19 protein-coding genes and 2 pseudogenes are annotated in these 21,434 nt (G+C 68.1%); 7 read left to right on the forward strand and 14 right to left on the reverse strand.

All coding sequences use genetic code 11. From position 1 onward, the window contains the following. Both ACWCP8_RS32090 and ACWCP8_RS32095 read right to left on the reverse strand, forming a co-directional pair. Positions 1 to 919: SRPBCC family protein (locus tag ACWCP8_RS32090; protein WP_451119681.1), on the reverse strand; the 919-nt coding region annotated here is incomplete at its 3' end. Positions 920 to 925: 6 nt separating this feature from the next. Then, positions 926 to 2,026, reverse strand: coding sequence for a histone protein (locus ACWCP8_RS32095; RefSeq protein ID WP_451119683.1), 1,101 nt, complete (start codon positions 2,024 to 2,026; stop codon positions 926 to 928). Between the two features lie 563 nt (positions 2,027 to 2,589). Between ACWCP8_RS32095 and ACWCP8_RS32100 the strand changes: the two genes are divergently transcribed. Beyond that, entirely contained in the window at positions 2,590 to 3,012 is a 423-nt protein-coding gene (locus tag ACWCP8_RS32100) for a VOC family protein (protein WP_451119685.1), read from the forward strand. Beyond that, positions 2,919 to 3,757, forward strand: a pseudogene (locus ACWCP8_RS32105) (iron-containing redox enzyme family protein); the annotation flags it as partial. The gene ACWCP8_RS32100 and the pseudogene ACWCP8_RS32105, both read left to right, overlap by 94 nt. Positions 3,758 to 4,884: 1,127 nt before the next feature. On the opposite strand, the gene ACWCP8_RS32110 reads toward ACWCP8_RS32105, so the two are convergent. The 3 genes from ACWCP8_RS32110 to ACWCP8_RS32120 all read right to left on the reverse strand — a co-directional run bounded on the left by ACWCP8_RS32110 (position 4,885) and on the right by ACWCP8_RS32120 (position 7,605). Next, the gene (locus ACWCP8_RS32110) at positions 4,885 to 6,030 is read right to left on the reverse strand and encodes an RNA polymerase sigma factor (protein WP_451119721.1); all 1,146 of its coding nucleotides are present in this window, start codon (positions 6,028 to 6,030) and stop codon (positions 4,885 to 4,887) included. Positions 6,031 to 6,038: 8 nt separating this feature from the next. Then, positions 6,039 to 6,446: a YciI family protein gene (locus tag ACWCP8_RS32115; RefSeq protein WP_451119687.1), complete on the reverse strand. Its 408-nt coding sequence runs from the start codon at positions 6,444 to 6,446 to the stop codon at positions 6,039 to 6,041. A 328-nt stretch (positions 6,447 to 6,774) separates the two neighbouring features. Continuing rightward, positions 6,775 to 7,605 (reverse strand): helix-turn-helix transcriptional regulator, encoded by an 831-nt coding sequence (locus tag ACWCP8_RS32120; RefSeq protein WP_352269836.1) that lies wholly within the window; start codon positions 7,603 to 7,605, stop codon positions 6,775 to 6,777. Positions 7,606 to 7,706: 101 nt separating this feature from the next. Here ACWCP8_RS32120 and ACWCP8_RS32125 point away from each other — a divergent pair, with 101 nt between their 5' ends. Then, positions 7,707 to 8,414 carry an SDR family NAD(P)-dependent oxidoreductase gene (locus ACWCP8_RS32125; RefSeq protein WP_451119689.1) on the forward strand — a complete coding sequence of 236 codons (708 nt, stop codon included), beginning with the start codon at positions 7,707 to 7,709 and terminating at the stop codon, positions 8,412 to 8,414. Positions 8,415 to 8,546: 132 nt separating this feature from the next. Here ACWCP8_RS32125 and ACWCP8_RS32130 read toward each other — a convergent pair. Next, positions 8,547 to 8,900 (reverse strand): annotated as a pseudogene (locus ACWCP8_RS32130) (helix-turn-helix domain-containing protein); the annotation flags it as partial. Positions 8,901 to 8,991: 91 nt separating this feature from the next. Here ACWCP8_RS32130 and ACWCP8_RS32135 point away from each other — a divergent pair. Genes ACWCP8_RS32135 through ACWCP8_RS32145 form a run of 3 tightly spaced genes read left to right on the forward strand, consistent with a single transcriptional unit; the run spans position 8,992 to position 11,483 of the window. Further along, entirely contained in the window at positions 8,992 to 9,600 is a 609-nt protein-coding gene (locus tag ACWCP8_RS32135) for an ArsR/SmtB family transcription factor (protein ID WP_451119691.1), read from the forward strand. Continuing rightward, the gene (locus ACWCP8_RS32140; protein ID WP_451119693.1) at positions 9,597 to 10,910 is read left to right on the forward strand and encodes an MFS transporter; all 1,314 of its coding nucleotides are present in this window, start codon (positions 9,597 to 9,599) and stop codon (positions 10,908 to 10,910) included. Before ACWCP8_RS32135 ends, ACWCP8_RS32140 begins: the two co-directional genes overlap by 4 nt. 42 nt (positions 10,911 to 10,952) lie before the next feature. After that, positions 10,953 to 11,483, forward strand: a complete 531-nt coding sequence (locus ACWCP8_RS32145; protein ID WP_451119695.1) for a hypothetical protein — start codon at positions 10,953 to 10,955, stop codon at positions 11,481 to 11,483. Positions 11,484 to 11,631: 148 nt separating this feature from the next. Here ACWCP8_RS32145 and ACWCP8_RS32150 read toward each other — a convergent pair whose 3' ends face one another. The 3 genes from ACWCP8_RS32150 to ACWCP8_RS32160 form a co-directional block, all read right to left on the reverse strand. Further along, positions 11,632 to 12,099 (reverse strand): DUF5990 family protein, encoded by a 468-nt coding sequence (locus tag ACWCP8_RS32150; protein WP_356006495.1) that lies wholly within the window; start codon positions 12,097 to 12,099, stop codon positions 11,632 to 11,634. Between the two features lie 310 nt (positions 12,100 to 12,409). Continuing rightward, entirely contained in the window at positions 12,410 to 13,783 is a 1,374-nt protein-coding gene (locus tag ACWCP8_RS32155) for a sensor histidine kinase (RefSeq protein ID WP_451119697.1), read from the reverse strand. A 3-nt stretch (positions 13,784 to 13,786) separates the two neighbouring features. Then, entirely contained in the window at positions 13,787 to 14,464 is a 678-nt protein-coding gene (locus ACWCP8_RS32160) for a response regulator transcription factor (protein ID WP_352269826.1), read from the reverse strand. 142 nt (positions 14,465 to 14,606) lie between these two features. Here ACWCP8_RS32160 and ACWCP8_RS32165 point away from each other — a divergent pair, with 142 nt between their 5' ends. Continuing rightward, positions 14,607 to 14,804 (forward strand): hypothetical protein, encoded by a 198-nt coding sequence (locus tag ACWCP8_RS32165; RefSeq protein ID WP_451119699.1) that lies wholly within the window; start codon positions 14,607 to 14,609, stop codon positions 14,802 to 14,804. Between the two features lie 54 nt (positions 14,805 to 14,858). Here the strand turns inward: ACWCP8_RS32165 and ACWCP8_RS32170 are convergent, their stop codons facing one another. The 5 genes from ACWCP8_RS32170 to ACWCP8_RS32190 all read right to left on the reverse strand — a co-directional run bounded on the left by ACWCP8_RS32170 (position 14,859) and on the right by ACWCP8_RS32190 (position 21,268). Then, a complete protein-coding gene (locus ACWCP8_RS32170; RefSeq protein WP_451119701.1) occupies positions 14,859 to 15,377 on the reverse strand; it encodes a 4'-phosphopantetheinyl transferase family protein in 519 nt (172 codons plus the stop codon). Between the two features lie 98 nt (positions 15,378 to 15,475). Next, the gene (locus ACWCP8_RS32175; protein ID WP_451119703.1) at positions 15,476 to 16,159 is read right to left on the reverse strand and encodes a BPL-N domain-containing protein; all 684 of its coding nucleotides are present in this window, start codon (positions 16,157 to 16,159) and stop codon (positions 15,476 to 15,478) included. A gap of 2 nt (positions 16,160 to 16,161) precedes the next feature. Continuing rightward, entirely contained in the window at positions 16,162 to 20,217 is a 4,056-nt protein-coding gene (locus tag ACWCP8_RS32180) for a Pls/PosA family non-ribosomal peptide synthetase (protein ID WP_451119705.1), read from the reverse strand. Positions 20,218 to 20,482: 265 nt separating this feature from the next. After that, a complete protein-coding gene (locus ACWCP8_RS32185; RefSeq protein ID WP_451119707.1) occupies positions 20,483 to 20,731 on the reverse strand; it encodes a hypothetical protein in 249 nt (82 codons plus the stop codon). A gap of 171 nt (positions 20,732 to 20,902) precedes the next feature. After that, positions 20,903 to 21,268, reverse strand: a complete 366-nt coding sequence (locus tag ACWCP8_RS32190) for a hypothetical protein (RefSeq protein ID WP_352272211.1) — start codon at positions 21,266 to 21,268, stop codon at positions 20,903 to 20,905. Positions 21,269 to 21,434 lie beyond the last annotated feature (166 nt).

A 21,434-nucleotide genomic window follows, 5' to 3' on the forward strand; every position in this document is an offset into this window, starting at 1 on the left:
CCTCGTCGTCGTCCTCTTCCCAGTCCGCCTCCTCCTCGCCCTCTTCCTCGCCCTCTTCCTCGCCCTCCTCCTCTTCCTCGTCCTCTTCGCTTTCGTAGCCCTCGGCTTCTTCGTCCTCAAGGGCGTCTTCGTGAGTCCTTACGACCTCGCCGTCGCGGATTTCGCCGCGCCAGCCCTCCGGCTCTTCGTCGGTGAGGGTGACGTGGCGCTGGAAGTGTTTGAGGTCCAGCCGCAGTCGCCGCCCCTGAGCGCGCCACAGATTTCCGGTCTTTTCGAAGAGCCCGGACGCGTAGTACTCGACGACCAGAACAATGCGGGTCAGTCCGGGTGCCAGTTCATGGAAACTGACCGCACCACGGGTCGATCCCTTGGCGCCTTCCGACGTCCAGACGATGCGTTCGTCGGGCACCTGCTCCTGGACGGTCGCTTTCCAACCCCGAGTCGACGGACCGACTTTGACCTTCCAGTTACTGGTCGTCTCGTCGGTCGGCGACACATCCCGTACGCCCTTGGTGAAGCTGCTGAACTTCTCGTACTGCGTCCAGTGGTCGTAGGCCGTACGCAATGGCACCCCGACGTCGATGACCTCGATGATGTTGGTGACCTTCTTGTCGCCTGCTTTGCGTCCATGCCCGCCGCCGAGAGCTTCCTTGGCCTTCCCCAGGACGCTGTCCTTGACGTGCTTCGCTGCCCCGGAGAGCCCGGCCTTGAGGGGGGAGTCGCCTCCTAGGAGGGAGGCTCCGACCTTGGAGAGTGATCCGCCGTTCTCGGCGACGTCGGTGAGCTGGTCCGTGACATCGATCAGCTTGTCGCCGGCCCGTTCGGCCAGATCCCCCACCCACGCCTTCAGATAGTCCGCGAGTTCTTCACGCAGCCGGTCGAGTCCCGAGTCCGCGTTGTCCTGTTCCGTTTTTGCCATGATCGGTTACCTCCGCCGCCCGGCCGGTGATGTCTTCTGGGCGCTCTTCCTGGCAGTCTTCGCAGCGGGAGCGGCCTTCTTCCGTGCCGCAGTCTTCTTCGCAGGAGCCTTCTTGGCGGCGGTCTTCTTCGCAGGTTTGGCGGCAGTCTTTTTCCCTGGCCTCTTCGCGGTGGCCTTCTTCGTCGCGGTTTTCTTGGTTGCCGTCTTCTTCGCGGCGGCCTTCTTAGCAGGAGCTGGTTTCTTCGCGGCGGTCTTCTTAGCAGGAGCTGCCTTCTTGGAGGTGGTCTTCTTGGCGGGCGCCGTCTTCTTCGCGGCGGTCTTCTTGGCAGGAGCTGGTTTCTTCGCGGCGGTCTTCTTGGCGGGGGCTGCCTTCTTCGCGGCGGCCTTCTTGGCTGCCGGCTTCTCCGCGCCCTTCTTCGCGGTGGCTGCCCGCTTTGTCGCATCACGCCGGCCAGCGGCCGACTTGCTGGGCGTACGCTTCCTCGGCGTCGGCTTCGTAGCAGCGCGGGGTGTGCGACGGCGTGGCCGCTCTTCTGGCTCTTCTTCCGGCTCCTCTTCTTCGGCCTCTTCTTCCTCCTCTTCTTCCTCCGGCTCTTCTTCCTCGCCTTCTTCCTCTTCGGGCTCCTCTTCCTCCTCGTACTCGCCCTCCTCGTATTCCTCTTCGGGCTCCTCCTCTTCTGCGGGCTCCTCTTCCTCCTCGTATTCCTCTTCCGGCTCCTCCCCCTCGTCGCGCGCGTGCTCCTCCTCGCGCTCTTCCTCTTCTTCTTCGCCCTCCTCCGGTTCTTCTTCCCCGCCGCTTTCGAGCTGGAGGGTACGTTCCCGGAGCGAATCGGCGAGCGTCGTCAGCCGACGGTTGGCGGCGGCGGTGACTGCCTCCCGGCCCGCGTTCATGACCTCCCCGCGCAGCTGCTCACCCAGATCCGCAACCTGCGGGATCTCTCCGAGCTTGCGGATCCCTTGAACGACGAGCTGCCGCGGTTCAAGTCCGAATTGACGCCCGGCAATATAGGATGCCGCCGTAAGAGCGAACCGGCCCTGCTTCATACGGCCCAGCAGATAGCCGCCGGCCAGGGCCGCGGCGAGCAAGATCTTGTTTGTGTCATTCATGGGTGCGTCACCTATTCATGGGCAGGCAGCCGATCGGCGTCTGCGCAGGGGGCCGCCACTCAGCGGCATTGCTCCGCCATATCCAGGGTTGATGGGTGTCCTGGCCCGCGCATCCCGAGCGGGCCACGAGACCCCTTTAGTCACGCTGCAAAACAGGCTGATCCTGCTGTGTGACGGGACGTCTGGTGGGCCGCGGGCCGTGCCGTAGCCGTGGTGGCGCCACGAGGGATTGGTGTCTGTACAGCCCGCCATATGGGTCACGGCCGCCGAGCCTCTGGCCGCCGATGCAAGGCGGTGCGTGCTACTGCTGGTGCCTGCCGTGCTGTGCAGCGCTACGCCCCACCCGGGAATGCCTGCACGCTGGTGGGTCTGCGCTGAGTCAGAAAGAGCTGGTGAGCATCCGTGCCGACCGAATCAGTGAACAGACTCGCGCCACGCTGACCAAGGCCGACGCGGTGCATGTTGAAGGTCCCATAAAGGCGGCTTTCGACGACGGAAGCCCGTCCCTGCATCCCCGGACCGTCGCCTGTGTGTTCTGAGCGTTGGCGCGTACCCGAAAACACATGACAGTTGCAAAGGCAAGTGTCCTCGTTCTGGACTGCCCGGAGCCGGAAGCCCTGGCGGAGTTCTACACCTCACTCCTCGATGCGGAAATTCAGGTCGTGAGCGATCCTGATTTTGTGGAACTCGTCGGCCATAACGGCGTACACCTGGCGATCCGCCGGGACCACGGCTACGCCCCACCCAGCCGGCCGCGACCGGAGGACACCCAGCAAGCGCATCTTCGGATAGTCGTCGCGCACGGATATTTTTTGGATGAGGCGGAACGCGAAGCGGTGAGCCTCGGCGTGATGCCGATAGAAACCAAGGACGGCAGTGGGCCACGCGGCTTTTGCACTACCGCGGCTTCGACTGGGTGGACGGCGCGTGGGAGTGGGATCCGGAACTGCTCAGGGTGCGTGCCGCACTGGAGCGCGGCTTTCTGACGGCTCTGGGCGCTGACGTGCCGGTTGCCGAGGATGTCGGCAGCGCACTGGACGAAGCCCTTCTGGAGCCGGTGGACGCCGAAGGTGTGTCGTACTTCCTGCGGGACGAGGGCGAGCGATGGCATCTGCGCGAGTACGCCGCCCATCGCTCGCTGTACCACCTGAAGGAGGCCGATCCGCACGTGTGGGTGATTCCGCGCCTGACGGGTCGGGCCAAGGCGGGGATGGTAGCGGTGGAGTACGACGAATTCGGAGCGGGACGGGCGGACGGAACCACTCGAAGCTGTTCGCCGATCTGATGGCAGACCTCCACCTGGACACCTCGTACGGGCGCTACCTCGATGCCGGATCGCAGCAGATGCTCGCGACCGTCAACCTCATGTCGTTCTTCGGGCTCCACCGCTCACACCGTGGTGCGCTGGTCGGTCACTTCGCCTCAGTGGAGATCACCTCCTCCCCGGGGTCGAGGCGTCTTGCGGAGGCATTGAAGCGAGTCGGCGCCGGGCCTGCGGCGGTCCACTTCTATACGGAGCATGTCGAGGCCGACGCCGTGCATGAGCACCTCATGCGACATGAGGTCGTCGCCGGCCTGCTCCAGGTGAAGCCGGATCTGGCACCGGATGTCGCGTTCGGCATCGCGGCCACCGGATGGTTGGAAGACCGGTTCGGGGAGCAGTTGCTCGGCGCCTGGTGGGACGGCGAATTCTTACTTCGCGTGCCGCTCCTCGACACTGGTGGAGAGTAAACCGTCCGGGATTACGTGTCCCAAAGATCGGGCGATGGCGGCAAAACGTTCACGACGACCGCGGGCGGGGGATTGGAAGGCGTGGGCACCTGAATGAGGAAGGGGAAGAATTCGATCTGGCCGCCCCGGTTCACAGGCCGCTTCGATACCCGGTAGCACACGATCGCGTTTGGGTCACTCATGGTCGTGTAGCACTTAAGCACCGACGGCGCTACTTGAGAATTCTGCGGAGAGGCAACGGAGTCACTCGCTGACGTGCCCAATATGCCCGCCTCCAAGCACAAGGAGGCTGCCGCTGCGACAGTGATGCTCCGCAAGGTTGTCTTCTTCATGTTCATCAGCCCAAAGGCTAGGGGCGAACTGGACTGTCCCATCAGCGTGCTGGGGATTCAGAGGCACCACGCACGTTACGGCTCAACGGGGACGATTCACGTAGGACTACTGGGCGTTGGCGATCATCGTCTCGTTCGGCCCGCTCTGCTGCCGGCCCGTCTCGTTCAACTGGGTCTCTGGCGACGGCCCCAGCTCGAACCAACATTCTCGGAGTGGCGTCTCGTACGGCACCGGCCTCGGCTCCCGTAGTGCCTCCGCCTATATTTTCTCATGATTCGGCTGTCTCATCATTTTCCATCGCACACCCGCGTACCGGTCCCCGATGGGCGGTTGCTGGAGGTAACTCCTAAGCCATGACCGGTTGGTTGAATCCGGAGCAGGTTTCGGTGCCTTGATTCTTCGGAAAAATTATGAAAATCAAAATACACGCCACGGCGCAGGGCCTATGGCATTTTTCGCCTCACCTTGCGTCACTTGCGCTATCATCGGCCGCCGCAACGGGGATCTTTTCTGCTCAGCCCTCAATGCCTCTCTGATAACAGGCTCTTCGTAGATGAGCCTGGGTGAGCCGCTGCTTTCGGGCAGCCGAACCGTCGCAGATGGGTCCCCTTCACGGGGCACTTCAGCGGGCGGGTCGTCCATCGAGACACCACGCATCCACCGCGCCTGTCGTCGGCGCTGAGCTTCTCCGCCAACGCGTCGCGTAGCTGGTCTCGACCCCCTACTCACTTTGAGGCGACCGCTCTGGTCACGGGGTCGAGCTACGTGCTGCGGGCAAATCCGAGCGCGACCCGTCAGCGACACCCGCGGACGTTGAGCCGGGCGGCCTGGCGCGTCAGGTGGTCCCGCTCGGCGAGGTTGGGAGCTTTTTGGGCCGCCTCGGCGTACAGCCGTGCCGCCGTCGCCAGGTCGCCGTCGCGCTCGTGGAGGTACGCCGCCACCGCAGTGTGGCGGGGCAGTGAGTCGTCCAGCGCCACGAGCGCAGCCAGTCCGGCGCGCGGTCCGTCGGCCTCGCCGACGGCCACCGCGCGGTTGAGACGGACGACCGGGCTGTCGGTCAGGCGCGCGAGCTCGTCGTACCACTCGACGATCTGCACCCAGTCAGTCTCCTCGGCGGTGGGCGCGTCGGCGTGGAGTGCCGCGATGGCGGCCTGGGCCTGGAACTCGCCCAGACGGTCGCGGGCGAGGGCCGCCTGCAGGATCTCGATGCCCTCGGCGATCGACTCAGTGTCCCACCGGCCGCGGTCCTGCTCGGCGAGCGGCACCAGGCTGCCGTCGGGCGCGGTCCGGGCGGCGCGCCGGGCGTGGTGGAGCAGCATGAGGGCGAGCAACCCCGCCACCTCGGGGTGGTCGATCGCGGCCGCGAGCTGCCGGGTGAGCCGGATGGCCTCGGCGGCGAGATCGACGTCGCCGGAGTAGCCCTCGTTGAAGACCAAGTAGAGGACGCGCAGCACGGTGGCGACGTCGCCGGGCTGGTCGAACCGCACGCCGGAGACGGTGCGCTTGGCCCGGCTGATGCGTTGCGCCATGGTCGCCTCGGGTACCAGGTAGGCCTGGGCGATCTGGCGGGTGGTCAGCCCGCCGACGGCGCGCAGTGTGAGCGCGACCGCGGACGACGGCGTCAGCGACGGGTGGGCGCACAGGAAGTAGAGCTGGAGCGTGTCGTCCACCGCGGGCGCGAGCCCGAGCGCCGGCTCCTCGTCGACGAGGTCCTCACGCCGACGGCGGGCGGCGTCCGCCCGGGTCGCGTCGAGGAACCGGCGCCAGGCCACGGTGACCAGCCAGCCCTTGGGGTCCCGCGGAGGGGCGGCCGGCCAGACGCGGACCGCCTCGACCAGAGCGTCCTGCACGGCGTCCTCGGCCGCCGCGAAGTCGGCTCCGCGGCGGACGAGGATCGCGAGCACGCTCGGCGTGAGGCTCCGGAGCAGGGCCTCGTTCATCTGAGAGGTCACTCGGTGATGGTGGGCGGCGCGGCCAGGAACGGGCGCAACTCGAGCCACTCGTGGATCGGCTTCCCGCCCGCCCCGGGGGCGGCCGACAGCTCCCCGGCCAGCTCGACGGCGCGCTCGTAGCTGTCGACGTCGATGATCATCCAGCCGGCGATGAGGTCCTTGGTCTCCGCGAACGGTCCGTCGGTGACCGGCGGGCGCCCCTCACCGTCGTAGCGGACCCACGCTCCCTCGGGGGCGAGCGCCTGACCGTCGACGAACTCGCCTGTCTTCTCCAGTCGGGTCACGAAGTCGTTCATGTACTGCATATGCGCCGAGATCTCCTCCGGGCTCCACTGGTCCATCGGCACGTCGTTGGCCGAAGCCGGGGCGCCGCGGTAGTGCTTCAGCAGCAGGTACTTGGCCATCGTGGTTCTCCTCGGTGCTCGTGCGACCCATTGTGGTCGCGTTCACCCCGGGGACGGAGCCGGACGCGGGTTCTCGACATCGCCGTCCGATCTTTTTTGGGCTCTCGTAGATGAGCCTGGGTGAGCCAGCTCGCGGTATCCCGGTCCACGGCGGGCAAGACCCATTTGAAGGCGGACCCTGGTGCCGGCGCTTACTGTCCGGCCTGTGACTGGAACGGAACTGCAAGGCAGGCATGGGTTCCTCAGGATGGCTCACCTTGTCTCCCCAGCCGCAGGCCGGTGACCTGTGGACGGAAGCCGCGAAGACGTAGTGGTTGCGGCAGGGCGGCTATCCGACGAGTGTCTGGGTGCCAAGGACGGCGAGGAGCTCCAGGCGTTCGGCGTCCTCGGTGCCGGGCTCGGCCGTGTAAATCATGATGCGCAGGTCGCTGCCCGCCACGCTGAGCACATCGCAGTCCAGCGTCAAGGAGCCCACCTGCGGGTGATCGATGGTCTTTCGCGCAGCCTCGTGCTGACCCACGGCGCCCGCATCCCACAGTTCGGCGAACCGTTCGCTGTTCGTGCGCAACTCTGTGACCAGGCGCCGCAGTTGCTGGTCATCCGGGTACCGGCCGGCAGTCGTGCGCAGGTCGGCGACCACCGCGGTCTCCATCGAGCGCCGGGACTGCGCTGTGTAGCGGACGCGATCACCCGACCCGAGGAAGGCGCGCCACACGCCGTTGCGCTCCCGGCCGTGCCGCTCGCCCATCAGCGCCGTGTACAGCGGGTTGGCCAGCAGCATCGTCCACGCCGCGTCGAAGACCGCGACGGGCGTCCCGGTCAGCCGGTCCAGCATCCGGTGCACGCTCGGTGTGATGTAGGCGGGCACCGTGCCCTGTCCCGGGGGTACGAGCCCGGCGATGTGGAACAGGTGCTTGCGCTCGGCCGTGGAGAGGCGCAGGGCACGCCCCAGGGCCTCGACGACCTGCTCCGAGGGGTTGGTGGCCCGGCCCTGTTCCAGGCGGGTCACATAGTCGACCGAGATCCCGGCCAGCAGGGCCAGCTCCTCCCGGCGCAGCCCGGCCGCGCGCCGATGGCCGCCCGCGGGCAGCCCGGCCGCCTCCGGGGAGACCCGGTCGCGCCAGCGCCGCACCGTGCGCCCGAAATCCGTGCTCGCCATGTCACCACTGTGCATCGCCGCGCGCGGAACTTCCTGGTACTGGCAGTCCCAGGAAGACGGGACTCCTGGCTGCTTCCGACACTCAGCTGCAGCCTGGAGGCATGACAACGACACTGATCACCGGAGCGAACAAGGGTCTCGGCTTCGAGACCGCCCGCCGCCTCACTGCCGCGGGCCACACCGTCTACATCGGAAGCCGGGATGCCGAACGCGGGCGCCGGGCCGCCGAGGAGCTGGGTGCACGGCTGGTCCAGCTCGATACCACCGACGACGCGTCCGTCGAGGCGGCGGCGAGGACCGTAGAGGCCGATGGAGGGCTTGACGTACTGATCAACAACGCAGGCATCGAGGAAAGGGGTGCCGGCAACGTCGTGATCGGTGCCGCGGACGTGACCGCCGACATCATGCGGAACACGTTCGAGACGAATGTCTTCGGCACCGTGCGTGTTCTGCACGCCTTCCTGCCGCTGCTCGAGCGTTCCGAGGCCCCGGTCGTGGTCAACGTCAGCAGTGGCCTGGCCTCGCTGACCCGGCTCACCAGTGCGGGTACCCCGTCGTACGCCTACCCGGGCGTGGCCTACCCGGCGTCGAAGACAGCGGTCAACATGATCACCGTGCAGTACGCGAAGGCGTTCCCGAACATGCGCATCAACGCGGTGGAGCCCGGCTTCACCAAGACCGACCTGAACGGGAACACCGGCGTCCAGAGCGTCGAGCAGGGCGCCGAGATCATCGTGCGTATGGCGCAGGTGGGCCCCGACGGCCCCACAGGAGGCTTCGTCGATGCCGAGGGCAGCCTTCCCTGGTAAGGCCGCATCAGCCGCCATCACCTCGACGGTGCCGCGCGCACCCCGACATGCCCGGCGGGTGGGCGTGGCCGCCTATCCGTCGAGGTCACAGCCTGCGCATCACGGACAGCCAGTTTGCCCCTGGGGGCAGGCCCAGGGGGCCGGGGCGTTGCGGTTGCCGGGGAGCGGTCGGCCTACCACGACGACCAGGCGGCTGCCGGTATCGATGACGACCTGGTGGTTCGCGGAGTACCGGTAATTCTTCGCTTGCTCGGCCACCGAGCGGTCCCGGTGGGGCGAAGGTGTCGTCCGCGATGAGCACGGCGTCCTTGCGGAACCGTCTGCGGGGCGTAGCGCGAGCAGAGGCCGGTGACGGTTGATGATGCGGTCGGCGGCGGACATCGAGACCCTGAACAGCGGGGCGAGCCGGCGCGGTGTCAGGTTGGCGCGCCAGTACGCCGCGACCAGCAGTACGCGGCCTTCCAGCGACGGACTCCACGGCGAGCCCCCGCCGACAGGGCCATCGAACGGCGGCTACCCAGTGTTCCGGAGACGTGAGACTTGACTCTCACGATATGTGAGAGGAAGCTCTCACGTTATGGACTCCAGTAATCGTTTGGGTGATATCGAGATCACTGATCCGCAGGCGATGCGGGCGTTGGCGCATCCAGTGCGGCTGGCGATCCTTGAACGCCTGCAGCGGCAAGGGCCGGCGACGGCGACGCAACTCGCGCCCGACGTGGGAGCAACCCCGTCGGTGACCAGCTGGCATCTGCGGCATCTGGCGAGTTTTGGGCTGGTGCGCGATGCCGAGCCAGGCCCGGATCGCCGGCAGCGGTGGTGGGAGGCAGTGGCACGTGGCTTCCGGTTCGAGGCGCCGAGGGTTCCAGACGATGAGGAGGGCAGGTCGGCTGCGCGGGCCCTGTCCAGGGAGATGTTCCTGCGCTCCGGAGATTTGCCGAACCGGTGGGCTGCCGAGGTCGAGCCCGAGCTCGATTCTGTGTGGCAGCGGCTTGCGGGTCTGGCCGACACACGCGTCGTCGTCTCAGCTGACGAACTCGCCGCCATCGAGGACGCGATCGAATGTGTTCTCGCGCCCTACGTGACGCGTGACGAGGCCGCGTGTCCGGCCGACGGCCGTGGAGTCCGGCTGCTGCGTTACGTCCTGCCGGAGGGTGCCGAGGGGCAGACCGGCGGGACGTCATGAGCGTCACGGGCCAGGCCTTACCCGTATCGCTGTGGCGTGATCAGCGGTTCCGGCGTTTCTGGGCCGGCCAGTCGATCTCGCAGTTCGGCGACCGGATCACCGAACTGGCCCTACCACTGATCGCGGTGGGGGCGCTGCACGCTTCGGCGAACGAGGTGGCCTGGTTGACAGCGCTCATCTGGACCCCGAACCTGCTCGCGATCGTCCTGGGTGCCTGGGTCGACGACCGTGTCCACAAGCGGCGCCTGATGGTTCTCGCCGACCTGGTCCGGGCCGCAGTGCTGCTCTCCCTCCCGGCCGCCTATCTGTTGGGGGCAGTGACCCTGGGCCAGTTGTATGTCGTCGCTCTGCTGACGGGTGCTGCTGGGGTGCTGTTCAACACCGCCTATCCGCCGTTCTTCGCCCAGCTGGTGCCCCGGTCGTCCTACGTCGACGCGAACAGCAAGCTCAGTGCCAGCCGGTCCGTGTCATACGTCGCCGGCCCGGCGATCGGTGGTGCTCTGGTCCAGGCGTTGACCGCTCCCGTCGCCGTCGTTGTCGACGCTCTGACGTTCCTGGCGTCCGCGGTTCTGGTCGGTCGGGTTTCGGTCGACGAACCGTCGGTCGCCCATGACCAAGCGGCACCCCCGCTATTGCGGCGTGCCAGGGAGGGACTGGTGTTCGTCGTCCGTCACCCGGTGTTGCGGGCGAGCCTCGGGTGCGCAGCGACCGTCAACTTTTTCACCTTTGTCGCGGGCAGTGGCCTGATCGTGCTGTTCGCCAGCCGGAACCTCGGACTGACCGCGGGAGTCATCGGGATGGCGTTCGGGATCGGCGCCACCGGCTCGCTCCTTGGCGCGGTGATCGCCCCGAAGATCTCGCGGAGGCTCGGCGTGGGCCGCAGCATCGTCGTGGGCGCTGTGTTGTTCCCGGCACCGATCGCCATCGCTGCTGCTGCGGGCGGCCCCCTCTGGGCTCGCGCCGGAGCCCTGGCCCTGACCGAGTTCCTCTCCGGCGTCGGCGTCATGCTGTTCGACGTCAACCTCAACTCCCTTCAGGCAGACGTGATTCCCGATGGCATGCGCAGCCGAGTCGCCGGCGCGTACAGCACGATCAATTACGGCTTACGCCCTGTGGGTGCCGTCCTCGGAGGCCTCCTCGCTACCCTCATCGGCCTCCGGGTGACCCTCCTCATCGCTGCCGTCGGCGGAGCGCTGTCGCTGCTCTGGCTGCTGCCCTCGCCGATACCACGCATCCACTCCCTGACTCCCGACAATCCGGTAGCTCCAGACAGCGACGCGGACTCGGACGCGCGACCGTTGCTTTACTGACCTGTCGCGGAACCATCCGCAGACCCGCGAGAAGGTGCGGACATGTCTCATGCCCGCATAAGGCCACTCAACTCCTGTGCAGCCAAGCCGGGAAAGTGCCCCGACGGCTACACCACACGCAGAGTGCCCCAGGACAGCGGGATCCATGAGGGACACGGAGGACTTTCGGCTCGGCGGCGACCCCTGCGGGACTGGCTCAACTCAAAGCATGGGCGAACCCCGCTCGGGCTTGGTTACGAGCTTTGCTGGGCCACCTCATGGATGGACGACGTCAACCGGTGGATCGCCCCGGTGCTCGGCCTTCCCGAGCTCCCCTTCGTCGACGCACTGTTCCAGGACCGCCCCGACGGGGTCCGCTGGAAGACCGGTCCACTCGTCGACTATGCCAACGGGCGTCCCTTCGCCTGGGTGGACGATGAACAGAGCGATCTGGACGAGGCGTACGTGACCGGCCGCCACCGTGGGCGTGGGCTTTTGCACCACGTCAACCCGCGGATCGGTCTGCGCGAGGACGACTTCCGCACGCTCACCGACTTCGCCCGGTCCCTGGAGACTGCACGCGCCATCGGCTGAGCCCAACGCCGGCCCATCAGGCAGCTCTGTGCTCGGTTACGCCATCATTGCGGGACAACCTTTGGCTGGCCCGTCAGGAAGCTCACGGACAGCTACACGGACCAACAGCCGCGATGCGGCTGTCGCGCAGCCCGGCTGGCAGTCGTTTCTACGCGGCGGGCTCGGCGGTCCAGGAGATGTGTGGGGGCACTACTCGTGCGCACAGGGGGTTGCCGCACGCGTCGGTCAGACCGAGGCGTCCGACCAGCAGGCCGTCGTGTGCGGCGGAGGCGAGTACGTCGGCGGGGACGGCATCGAGCATGAGCTTGGCGCGGCGGAACATCGTGAAGGTGCCCGACTCGTCGACCGTGCCCCACGACAGGTAGATGAACCGGCGGCCCAGACGGTCCTGCACGTAGGGGCCTTTCACCTCGGTGCCGGTCGGCGAGGCGGTCGCGGTGCACTCCAGGGTCCACGTCGCGGACGCGGCGTCGCCGGGCTGCGGGTCGAGGAGTTCGGCCGGACGATCGCGGCGTTGCACGGCGACATGGATGTTGCCGTACGCGGGGACTTTGGCGTCGGCGGGGGCCGGGCAGGTGAGGCCGGGCAGGTCGACGGCGTCGATGCGGATGTGCATGAAGGTCATCATCCTCCATCTCATGTGCCCGGTGCCTTGCGGCATCGATGGCCAGGCTTTCCTGACGCTCATGCCGGCTCAGATTCCGTCAGGAGGGAGCCGTAGGCGGGACCGTCCCAGCGCCAGGACCGGTCCGTCGGCGTCGACGTGTTGGAGCACGGTGCGGTAGTTGCCTCAGGGACTCGACGATGGCCTGCTGATGCCGGCGGATCTCCTCCGACTCGGCCGCAGAACGTGGATCCGGACGCCACCACAGATGAACGCGCAGGCAACTTCTGCATCTGTGTGTGTCCTGCTCCGCCTCGACCGATCACCGGTTCCTTGTCGGCAGCAGGACGACCAACCGTGCACCGGGCCGGTTGTCCTCGATGCGGATGCTGCCGTGGTGGGCCGTAACGATTTCATGGACGATGGCGAGGCCGAGCCCGCTGCCGCCGGTGCCTCGGGCGCGGGCGTCGTCCAAACGGGTGAAGCGTCCGAAGACGCGCTCCCGGTCGGCCTCGGGGATGCCGGGGCCGTCGTCGGCGATGATCAGTTGTGCGGTGCCCTCGAGGGTTTGGAGGCTGATGTCAACACGAGTCGTGGCGTAATGCAGGGCGTTTTCCAGCAGGTTGCGTACGACACGGGTGAGGGCGTCTTCGTCGCCTTGCACGCGTGCCGCGCTGACAGCGCGCTGGTCGATGACGAGGGGGGTGCGTCGGCGGGCCTCGCGCACCTCGGTGAAGACGATCTCGTCCAGGTCGACGGGGCGGGCCCGCAGCCGGGGTCGGGCGTCGAGTCGCGCGAGCTGGAGGAGGTCGTCGACGAGCCGGGTAAGCCGTTCGGTCTCCCGGAGCAGCCCTGGGGCAACGGTCTGCCAGTCGGCGGAGCCTGGGTGGTGGACGGCGACGTCGAGGCGGGTGTGGAGGGTGCTGAGGGGGCTGCGCAGCTCGTGGGCGGCGTCCGCGATGAACCTTCGCTGTCGCCGGGTCGCGGCGTCCAGGCGGGCCAGCAAATCGTTGAAGGTCGTGGCCAGTCGGCCGAGTGCGTCGTCGGTGGGCGGTATGTCGATGCGGCGGCTCAGGTCGGACGTGGTGATCTCCGCGGTTTGGGCGCGCATCACGTCCACGGGACGCAACGCGCGACCGGTGAGTAGCCATACGACTCCGGTCAGAAGGGCGACGACCGTCGGCACGGTGATGGCCAACCCGGCGCTGAGCTGGGCGATACCGTGGTCGACCCCTTCGGTGGGCACGGCCACATACACGGTCATGTGGCCGTGGCGCGAGGCGACGGGGATGCCGACGGCGCGCCATGTCCCGCTGTCTCCCACGGGAATGTCGTGGACGGTGTGGGGCCGCGGGTTACTGGAGTGGCTTGCTGGAAAGGTGAACACTCTTGGTCGGCCGCGCAGATTGGCTGAGCTGGAACGCACCTTTCCGTTGCTGTCGACGACCTGCACGGCGACTTCTCCGTGGTCGGTGACGGGCAGTTCGGTGGTGGTCCTGCTGTCCACTTCTGCGGCCACGACCTGGGCGCGTTGCAGGGCGGTCTGGTCCAGTCCGCCGATGAGACTGGTGTGCAGCCAGGTGACGAGCAGCACGGCGGCTCCGGTCAGCCCAGCCGCTATGACCAGGGCTGCGGCGGCGGTCAGTCGCAGTCGCAGCGACCGGCGGGCCCACCAGGACCGGGCGCCGGTGACCATCGGTCACCTCGCGCCGCTGCGGAGCCGGTAGCCGGCACCGCGGACGGTCTCGATGGTCAGGCGATCGAACGGAGCGTCGATCTTGCGCCTGAGATAACCGACGTACACCTCGACAATGTTGGTGTCACCGTCGAAGTTCTCGTCCCACACGTGGGTGAGGATGTCTGTTTTGCTGATGACCTCGTCAGGGTGTCTGAGCAGGTATTCGAGGAGCGTGAACTCCCTTGCAGTCAGGTCGATGTCGCGGTTCCCGCGGCGGCAGCGGCGGCATGCGGGGTCCAGGGCGAGGTCGTCGGCGACAAGTACGGCGGGCCGGGCGGGTGCCCCGCGGCGCAGCAGAGCCCTCAGGTGGGCGACGAGCACCACGTAGGAGAACGGCTTGCTCAGGTAGTCGTCGGCGCCGAGGTCGAGGGCGTCCGCCTCGTCGTACTCCCCGTCCTTCGCCGTGAGCATCAGCACCGGGGTCCAGACTTTGGCTGCGCGTAGCCGCTTCAGGACTTCGTACCCGGACAGGCCAGGCAGCATGATGTCCAACACGATGACGTCGTACGGTTCGTGAAGGGCCCGCCACAGTCCGTCCGTGCCGTCGTGTGCGGCATCGGCTACGAAGCCCTCCGCGGCGAGTCCGTCGGCGATCGCCTCGGCGAGTTCACGCTCGTCCTCAATGATCAGCATGCGCATGGCGCCCTCTCTCTCCACCATAGCTCCGGCCTGGCTGTTTGCTGAGAGGACGCTGAGGATCGAACCGGCTCTCAGCGTCCTCACAGTTCCCCGATCGCAGGCTGGAGTTGTCAAGCAGAAACGACACGCGAGGTGAGAAACGATGAAGGGCCTCCGAGACGAGCGACGGGCCAGGGACGGGGCCACCCGGGAGAGCCCGAGGCGCGAAGACGGCCGCGACCAGCGGCGCACTGACGACCCGCAGGACCGCAGGCGGCCCGAGCGGGAGCGGGAGACGGACGTCGACGAGCGGGAGCGCTTGGTGCGCAGGTCTCGTGTCGCCGATCGGCCGTTCGAGTGACGGCAGTGGAGACAACCGGAGGAATCGAGGGCTGTTGATGGGCACATGTGGCCATCAACAGCGGAGCGCGATCGCCGCGGTGCGGCTTCCGTGCACGGTGACGTCTGCGATCGTCCAGCCGGGCAGGTCCTGGGTCGGGGCGACACCCGTGCCGACGTAGTCGGTGGACAGCCCCCGGCTCAGGCCCGTGCCGAGGCCCTTGAGGTAGGACTCCTTGCGCACCCAGGTCCGGGCGAAGGCCAGGGGCCGCTCGATCTCGGGCATGGAAGCGAGTTCGTCCCGCTCCCTCGGGTGCAGGTAAGGGATGAGTTCGGTCACCACGTCGGGTGGGGGTATGTGCTCCATGTCGACGCCGACCGGCGTGTCGGCCACCGCGACCAGACAGAGGTCGCCGCTGTAGGCCAGGGAGAAGTACGGTGAGCCGCCCACAACCACCGGTCGGCCGTGCGGGCCGCCGCATGTCGGGCACGGCTCTCGGGTGAGGGCCACCTTCCGGGGTGCGACGCCGAGCCGGACAGCGAGGTGGCGGCGCAGTGCGGTGTGCGCGGCGACGTACCGGTTGCGTTCTGTCACCTGAGTGAATGTGCGAGCCCGCCGCCGTTCACCGGCATCCAGACATATCGGCGGTATCGGCGGGTCGGCGCATGTGAGCCACATTGCCGGCGGTGTGGTCATCCCCGCATCACCGCTTCCACCAGGTCCAGGCCCAGGTCCCGGGTGTGGTGGACCGGCAGGCCGTGGTCGGTGTACCAGTCGTCCGTGGCCTCCGGGTGCGGTCCGGTGACCGCCACGCGGCCACGGCCGAATCGGGTCACGAGTGCGGCGGGGGTGAGGTTGTCGTACGTGGCCAGGACCTTCGCGTCCGCGTTCTCGTCGAGGGAGAAGATAGGGCCGTCCTGAAAGAACACGGTGCGGGTGCGGCCTCGCCATGTCACCTGGACCAGCGTGTTGCCCTCGTCGTGGATTGTGGCTCCGGGGGAGGAGATGTACTGGTCGGTGTCGCCGGGAAGGAGGCCGAAGCCGGGCGTGGACCCGGCGAGATAGCCGCCCAGGCAGAAGCCGAGATAGCGTCCGCCGTTGCGGACGAAGCCGCGGATTGCCCGGCGCTGCCGCCGCAGTATCCGGTAGGCGGAGGAAAGTGTGCCGCCGCCGGGCTGGGCGTACAGCAAGGCGCGGGACAGGGAATCGGCAGACAGGGGGAGTGCTTCGTCCGGACCGGTGAAGCGGACGTCAAGATTCCACGAGCCGGAGGCGAGGAGCCCGGCGACCGCCTCGGGACATCCGGGCAGCGAGGCCGGCCCGCGGTAGACGAGGGCGAGTGGGCGGTGCCCGGCGGCGTTGTGGGGGTGTGCCATGACTACGTCACTGCCAAGGGCTCTTTCGGTTCGGTGGGCTCATGTCGTCCGGCCGGTGCGGTGAGCCCTTCGGCGGGGAGGCCGTGCCAGCTTGTTCCCGGTGTCAGCCGCTCGCCCTTCATGACCAGGGACAGTGCTCCGAGCCGGACGCCGGCGCCCACCACCGTGTCGTAGAGCACGATCGCCCGGGGGCCGATGCTCGCGCCGGGGCCGACGGTCACCGTCGACATCTTCATCACGCGGTCCTCGAACAGATGGGTCTGCAGTGAGACGTGCATGCCGATCGCCGTGTCGTCGCCCACCTCGACCAGGTCGAACTCGGTGAGGTGCGTGGTGCCGATCCAGGTGCGCCGTCCGATGCGGGCACCGAACCGGCGGAGCACCGGCGGCAGGAACGGCGTCCCGACCAGAACAACCACGCCTGCTGGGACCGCGGCTGCTTCGAAGAGGCCGGTAACGAACTCTGTACGCCTCACGAACAGGCTCCACAGAGGCTCGACGCGCGGCCGGTACCTTCCGACGACCACCCACTTGGCCAGCACGCAGTAGCCGATGACAGCCAGCACCGCGCCCATGTCCAGGAACGGCGAGACGAACAGCGGCACCAGCGGACCTGTTCGGCGGGCGGTTTCGGACAGGGCCAGCAGGGACAGGTAGGCACTGGCGGTGAGTAGGGAGGCGGGCATCGTGGCGCGGAAGAACTCGATGGACAACCGGCCGAGCACGGCCTTGCGAGTAGGCCGGAATGTCAGCTCTTCGGGGAACGTGCCACTGTCCTGGCGTACGGGCAGCCGCAACGCGGGCGATCCCAGCCAGGTGCTGTCGGCGGGCACGCGGTCCGTGGGCGGCACTGTGCCCACGCCGATCAGACAACGCGAGCCGAGTCGCGTTCCGGCCGGAAGGATTGCCGCGTTGCCCACGAACGCGCGTTCGCCGACCTCGGTGGGGTCGAACGCCATGCGGTCGACCGCGTAGGCGGCGACGCCGACGCCGGCCATGTCGGCGACGAAGCTGCCCTCGCCGAGGGTGAGCAGGTTCGGGTCGATGTGCGCTGCGGTGGAGACCTCGGCGCGCCGGCCGACGCGGGCGCCGAGCAGCCGCAGCCACGGGACCGTGTAGAGCGTGGCGTAGAGCGAGTTGGTGAAGACGAGGCTGTGCTCCAGAAGCTTGTCCGTGATCCACTTGCGCACGCCGAGCGCTGAGCGAGCCGGGTGGACCCCAGGGGGCGTCCTCGGCAGGACCGCTCGCTTGCCGGCAGCGGTGATCAGGCACACGGTGGCTACGAAGACCGGGCCGGACAGCACGGTGGCGGCGATCCCGGCGGCCGTACCCTCCTGTAGCCAGGCCCACCAGAACAGGGCGACGCTCGGCAGGGCCGACGCGACCGCTGCCGCTTCCAGCAGGACCAGGCCCAGCAGCACGGCGGCCAGTTGCCGCGGCCGCCAGCGGTCCGTCTCGATCCGGGACCGCAGCACCGTCTCGACGAACGGGGAGAGTGCTTCGACCTGTCGCGCGGGCGAGCCGACGTAACGCGCTCCGGGAGGGGCGGCCACGTCCGGGCCTGCGGCAGACTGCTCGCCCAGCGCGGACCGGGGGCCCAGGGAGGCGCCGGGTTCGAGGACCGCATTGGCGCCGACGTATGCCCCCTCACCGATGGTGATCGGGGCGACGGTGACCCATCCGTCGGCGACCTGCCAGGGGCGTAGCGTGGCGCCGTAGCCGATCGCGGCGTCGCTGTCGATACGCAGAAGCGTGGGCAGGCCGACGAGACCGGTGGCGATGGTGGTGCGAGGGCCGATGCGCGCGCCGAGAAGCCGCAGATAGGGGCCCATCAGAGGGGAACCGCTGAGCACCCGCAGAGGGCCGATTCCGTGCAGCAGCACGTCCAGCACCCACAGACGCAGGTAGGTCGCTCCCCACAGCGGGTACCGGCCGGGCCTGATGCCGACCGTAAGCGGGCGCGCCAGGGCCAGGGGGACGAGCCAGCGTACGGCGGTGTAACCGGCCAGCACAGCGATCGCCGGCACAGCCTGCCACCCCGCTGTCCGGCCATGGTCCAGTGCGTAGGAGACGGCTACCGGCCCCGTGAGCAGGAAGAGCAGTCCGTAGATCGCCCCTGCCTGGGCCAGCCCGGCGCGCGCGATCCGTGCGCGGCCGTGCCGGATGGGCGCGGGCCGCGGCTGCTCCTGCCTGCGGGGGGTCTCCGCCGAGGTGCGCAGGCATGCCGCGAACGCGCGCACGGTCGGGTTCTCGTACAGGTTGCGCAGGGTGGGGCCAGTCTCGTTGTGTCCGTCGCGCAGCAGCGACACGGCGCGGGCGGCGAGCAGAGAGTGACCGCCGAGGTCGGTGAAGAAGTCCGCTTCTGCCGACAGCTCCGCGGGGGCGATGCCGAGCGTCTGCGCCCAGGCGTCCCGCACCCTCGTCTCCAGCGGGCCGTGAGCCGGCACCACGCGGCCGGTGCCGATGAGTCGACGGCCGGTCGGTGCGGGCAGTCGAGTGCGGTCGGCCTTACCGCTCGGCATGACCGGCAGCCGGTCGAGGAAGTCCAGCGCCGAGGGCACCATGTAGGCGGGCAGGGCGCGGCGTAGCCGCTCGTACAGCCGGGCGGCGAGAACGTTGTCGGGGACCGTAGCAGCCTCGGTGGGCACGACGTAGGCGGCGAGAATGCGGTCGCCGTCGTGCCCGTTGAAGGGAGCCACGAGGGCGGTGACCGCCTGGGCCACGCCGGAGTCCTCCAGCAGTACGTTGTCGATCTCGTCCAGCGACACGCGGTAGCCGCGGATCTTCACCTCCGCGTCGGCCCGGCCCAGGTACTCGATCTCCCCGTTGTCGGTCATCCGGCCGAGGTCTCCGGTGCGGTAGAGACGTCCGTCGCCGGGTGCCAGCGGGTGTCCGATGAAACGGTCGGCGGTCAGGTCCTGCCGGCCCACGTAGCCACGGGCGAGGCCGGGGCCGCCCAAGCAGATCTCACCGACGGCGCCATGGGGCACAGGCTGGCGTCGCTCGTCGAGGAGGATGACCGAGTACGTCGGCAAGGGGCGGCCGATCGTCACCGGGCGACCGGGCAGCAGCTCTTGCCAGGTAGCCGTGACGGTGGCCTCGGTCGGCCCGTAGGTGTTGAGGATGCGCCGTCCTGGCCTGCTCCACCGTTCGACGAGCGAGGCGGGACACGTTTCGCCGCCCACGACAATGGTGCGGATCTGCGGGAGCTCGCGAGGAATCGTGGCCAGCAGCGTCGGCACGCAGTACAGGGCGGTCACGTCGCGCTCTTGGAGGAAGTCGGCGAGTTCGGCACCGAGCCGTCCGAAGTCGGTCGGTCCGGCGACGAGCGTGGCGCCGGCCGTCCAGGTGGGCCAGATCTCCTCGATGGAGAAGTCGAACGAGATGGTCATGCCCTGGTACACCCGGTCCTGCGGCCGGACGTCGTAGATCGGGGACACGACGCGCAGGAAGTTACAGATGCTCGACTGGGCGATCTCCACGCCCTTGGGCCTGCCGCTGGATCCCGAGGTGTACATGACGTAAGCGAGCGGATCGTCCTCGCCCCGATCCACGACGGCCTGTCGCGAGGAGGGCAGCAGCGCGAGGTCTCCTGCGCACGCGTCGATCTCGATCACTGGGCACGCCCGGCGAGGTCCTGCCCAGGTGGCGTCGGCCGCGAGAACGGACGTGGTCAGCAGTACAGCGGCGCCCGCGTCGCGCAGGATGAAGGCGACCCGATCGGGCGGCGCTGCGGGGTCGATCGGCACAAACGCCGCCCCCGTCTTGCAGACACCCAACAGACACACGTACATGTCCACAGACCGAGGCAGCAGGAGCGCCACACGGCTGCCTGGGCCGATGCGGAGGTGACGCAGGTGGCGGGCGATTTGATTGGCTCGAGCGTCGAGGTCGGAGTAGGTCAGACGGTGTGGTCCGCATTCGACGGCGACGGCGCACGGTGTGCGGTCGCAGGCGTCCTCGAAGAAGCGGTTCAGCCTGCCCACGTTGCCCGCGATTTCCTGGGCTGTGTGGTCCCCGGCCGTGGGGACGGGCAAGGTGGCGGCGTGGGAGACCATGGGCTCCCCCTCATTTCGGTGCGAAGGTACTCGGTCGTCTCCGGTTACTCCACCAGCCTGGGCGGGCCCCGCTGAGAGGATGCTGAGAAGCGGATCCGCTTCTCAGCAGTCGATGCGACATGTGGGCCGTCAGGCGGCTTAGTCGTGCGAAGCGTGTGGCAGGCGTCGCGGATATGTGGCGGTCGTCCCGTGTGGTTTCGTTTACTTCCAGCTGACAGAAGCCTCGTCCGGTGTGGCTGAGCTGCGCCGAGTTCGTAGCGGCCGATCAGTGCAGGCGCTCGGTGGTGTACCAGCCGACCCATTGCATGACGGCGCGTTCGACCTGGTCAGCGTCCCGCCACGGACCTTGATGTTCGATCGGCTCGGCCTTGAAGGTGTCCCTGAGGCCCTCGGTCATCGCATCGTCGTACGTGTCCGCGGCGGAGCCCACCGATGCGGCGGCGCCGACGTCCATCAGCCGTTCGCTGTAGCGGATCGACACGTACTGCCTGGCTTCGACGGGTCGTTGCACCACCGCTTTGCGGCGCAGGTAGTTGATCGTTGAGGAATTCTGTGGGGGTTCGTCGGCCGTGTGTCCTGCGGGGGAGGGTGTTGAACGCCATGGCGACGGCTTCGAGTTCCTCGGTGTTCCAACGGGGCAGGCCGGTGCCCTTGGGAAAGTACTGCCGGGGGAGACGGACGGGTCCTAGCGGGTCAGCGTCTCGAAGCCGACATCTTCGCAGTACCGCACGACATGCGCCTCCGCGTTGCCGTCACCGTTGTTCATCGCCAACACCGTCTCCTCCCCCAAGGTGCGGCCTCCGCTGACGGTCTCGTCCCGGAGGGGTCGCATCGCGAGGAAGGCGTCCTGAGCGACGAGCCCGGCCTCCTCGTACGCTGGTGACTCCGGCGTGACCGTGCCCGCGGCGCTCCGCGCCTTCTGCCACGTCCCCAGCTGCAGGCAGTAGTTCTGCCGCAGCCCGGTCAGCCGCTGCTCGTCCTTGCCCTCGGACGAGGAACATCCCGCCGCCACCGCCACCAGGGCGAGGACTGGGACTACCGCCCTAAGCATGGGCACCACGTTTCCCCCGGCTGAAACTGCGTCCGCTCGCCCCTGGCACCTGCAACTCCCGCAGCAGGGTACCGGCGTGGGACACCTTGCGCCGCAGCGGTCGCTGACCGAGCGGCGTAGGGCCCGTACGAAACGCGATGGCGAGCCGTCCTCTACCATGTCGTCG

This window comes from Streptomyces sp. NPDC002206 (assembly GCF_053593595.1).

Excerpts from the sequence above, each read along its gene's own strand:
- ACWCP8_RS32180 (WP_451119705.1), bottom strand. The coding sequence starts at position 20,217 with ATGGTCTCCCACGCCGCCACCTTGCCCGTCCCCACGGCCGGGGACCAC.
- ACWCP8_RS32110 (WP_451119721.1), bottom strand. The coding sequence starts at position 6,030 with ATGAACGAGGCCCTGCTCCGGAGCCTCACGCCGAGCGTGCTCGCGATC.
- ACWCP8_RS32125 (WP_451119689.1), top strand. The coding sequence starts at position 7,707 with ATGACAACGACACTGATCACCGGAGCGAACAAGGGTCTCGGCTTCGAG.
- ACWCP8_RS32135 (WP_451119691.1), top strand. The coding sequence starts at position 8,992 with ATGGACTCCAGTAATCGTTTGGGTGATATCGAGATCACTGATCCGCAG.
- ACWCP8_RS32120 (WP_352269836.1), bottom strand. The coding sequence starts at position 7,605 with ATGGCGAGCACGGATTTCGGGCGCACGGTGCGGCGCTGGCGCGACCGG.
- ACWCP8_RS32145 (WP_451119695.1), top strand. The coding sequence starts at position 10,953 with ATGTCTCATGCCCGCATAAGGCCACTCAACTCCTGTGCAGCCAAGCCG.
- ACWCP8_RS32140 (WP_451119693.1), top strand. The coding sequence starts at position 9,597 with ATGAGCGTCACGGGCCAGGCCTTACCCGTATCGCTGTGGCGTGATCAG.
- ACWCP8_RS32165 (WP_451119699.1), top strand. The coding sequence starts at position 14,607 with ATGAAGGGCCTCCGAGACGAGCGACGGGCCAGGGACGGGGCCACCCGG.
- ACWCP8_RS32155 (WP_451119697.1), bottom strand. The coding sequence starts at position 13,783 with ATGGTCACCGGCGCCCGGTCCTGGTGGGCCCGCCGGTCGCTGCGACTG.
- ACWCP8_RS32100 (WP_451119685.1), top strand. The coding sequence starts at position 2,590 with ATGACAGTTGCAAAGGCAAGTGTCCTCGTTCTGGACTGCCCGGAGCCG.
- ACWCP8_RS32095 (WP_451119683.1), bottom strand. The coding sequence starts at position 2,026 with ATGAATGACACAAACAAGATCTTGCTCGCCGCGGCCCTGGCCGGCGGC.
- ACWCP8_RS32175 (WP_451119703.1), bottom strand. The coding sequence starts at position 16,159 with ATGGCACACCCCCACAACGCCGCCGGGCACCGCCCACTCGCCCTCGTC.
- ACWCP8_RS32150 (WP_356006495.1), bottom strand. The coding sequence starts at position 12,099 with ATGCACATCCGCATCGACGCCGTCGACCTGCCCGGCCTCACCTGCCCG.
- ACWCP8_RS32190 (WP_352272211.1), bottom strand. The coding sequence starts at position 21,268 with ATGCTTAGGGCGGTAGTCCCAGTCCTCGCCCTGGTGGCGGTGGCGGCG.
- ACWCP8_RS32160 (WP_352269826.1), bottom strand. The coding sequence starts at position 14,464 with ATGCGCATGCTGATCATTGAGGACGAGCGTGAACTCGCCGAGGCGATC.
- ACWCP8_RS32115 (WP_451119687.1), bottom strand. The coding sequence starts at position 6,446 with ATGGCCAAGTACCTGCTGCTGAAGCACTACCGCGGCGCCCCGGCTTCG.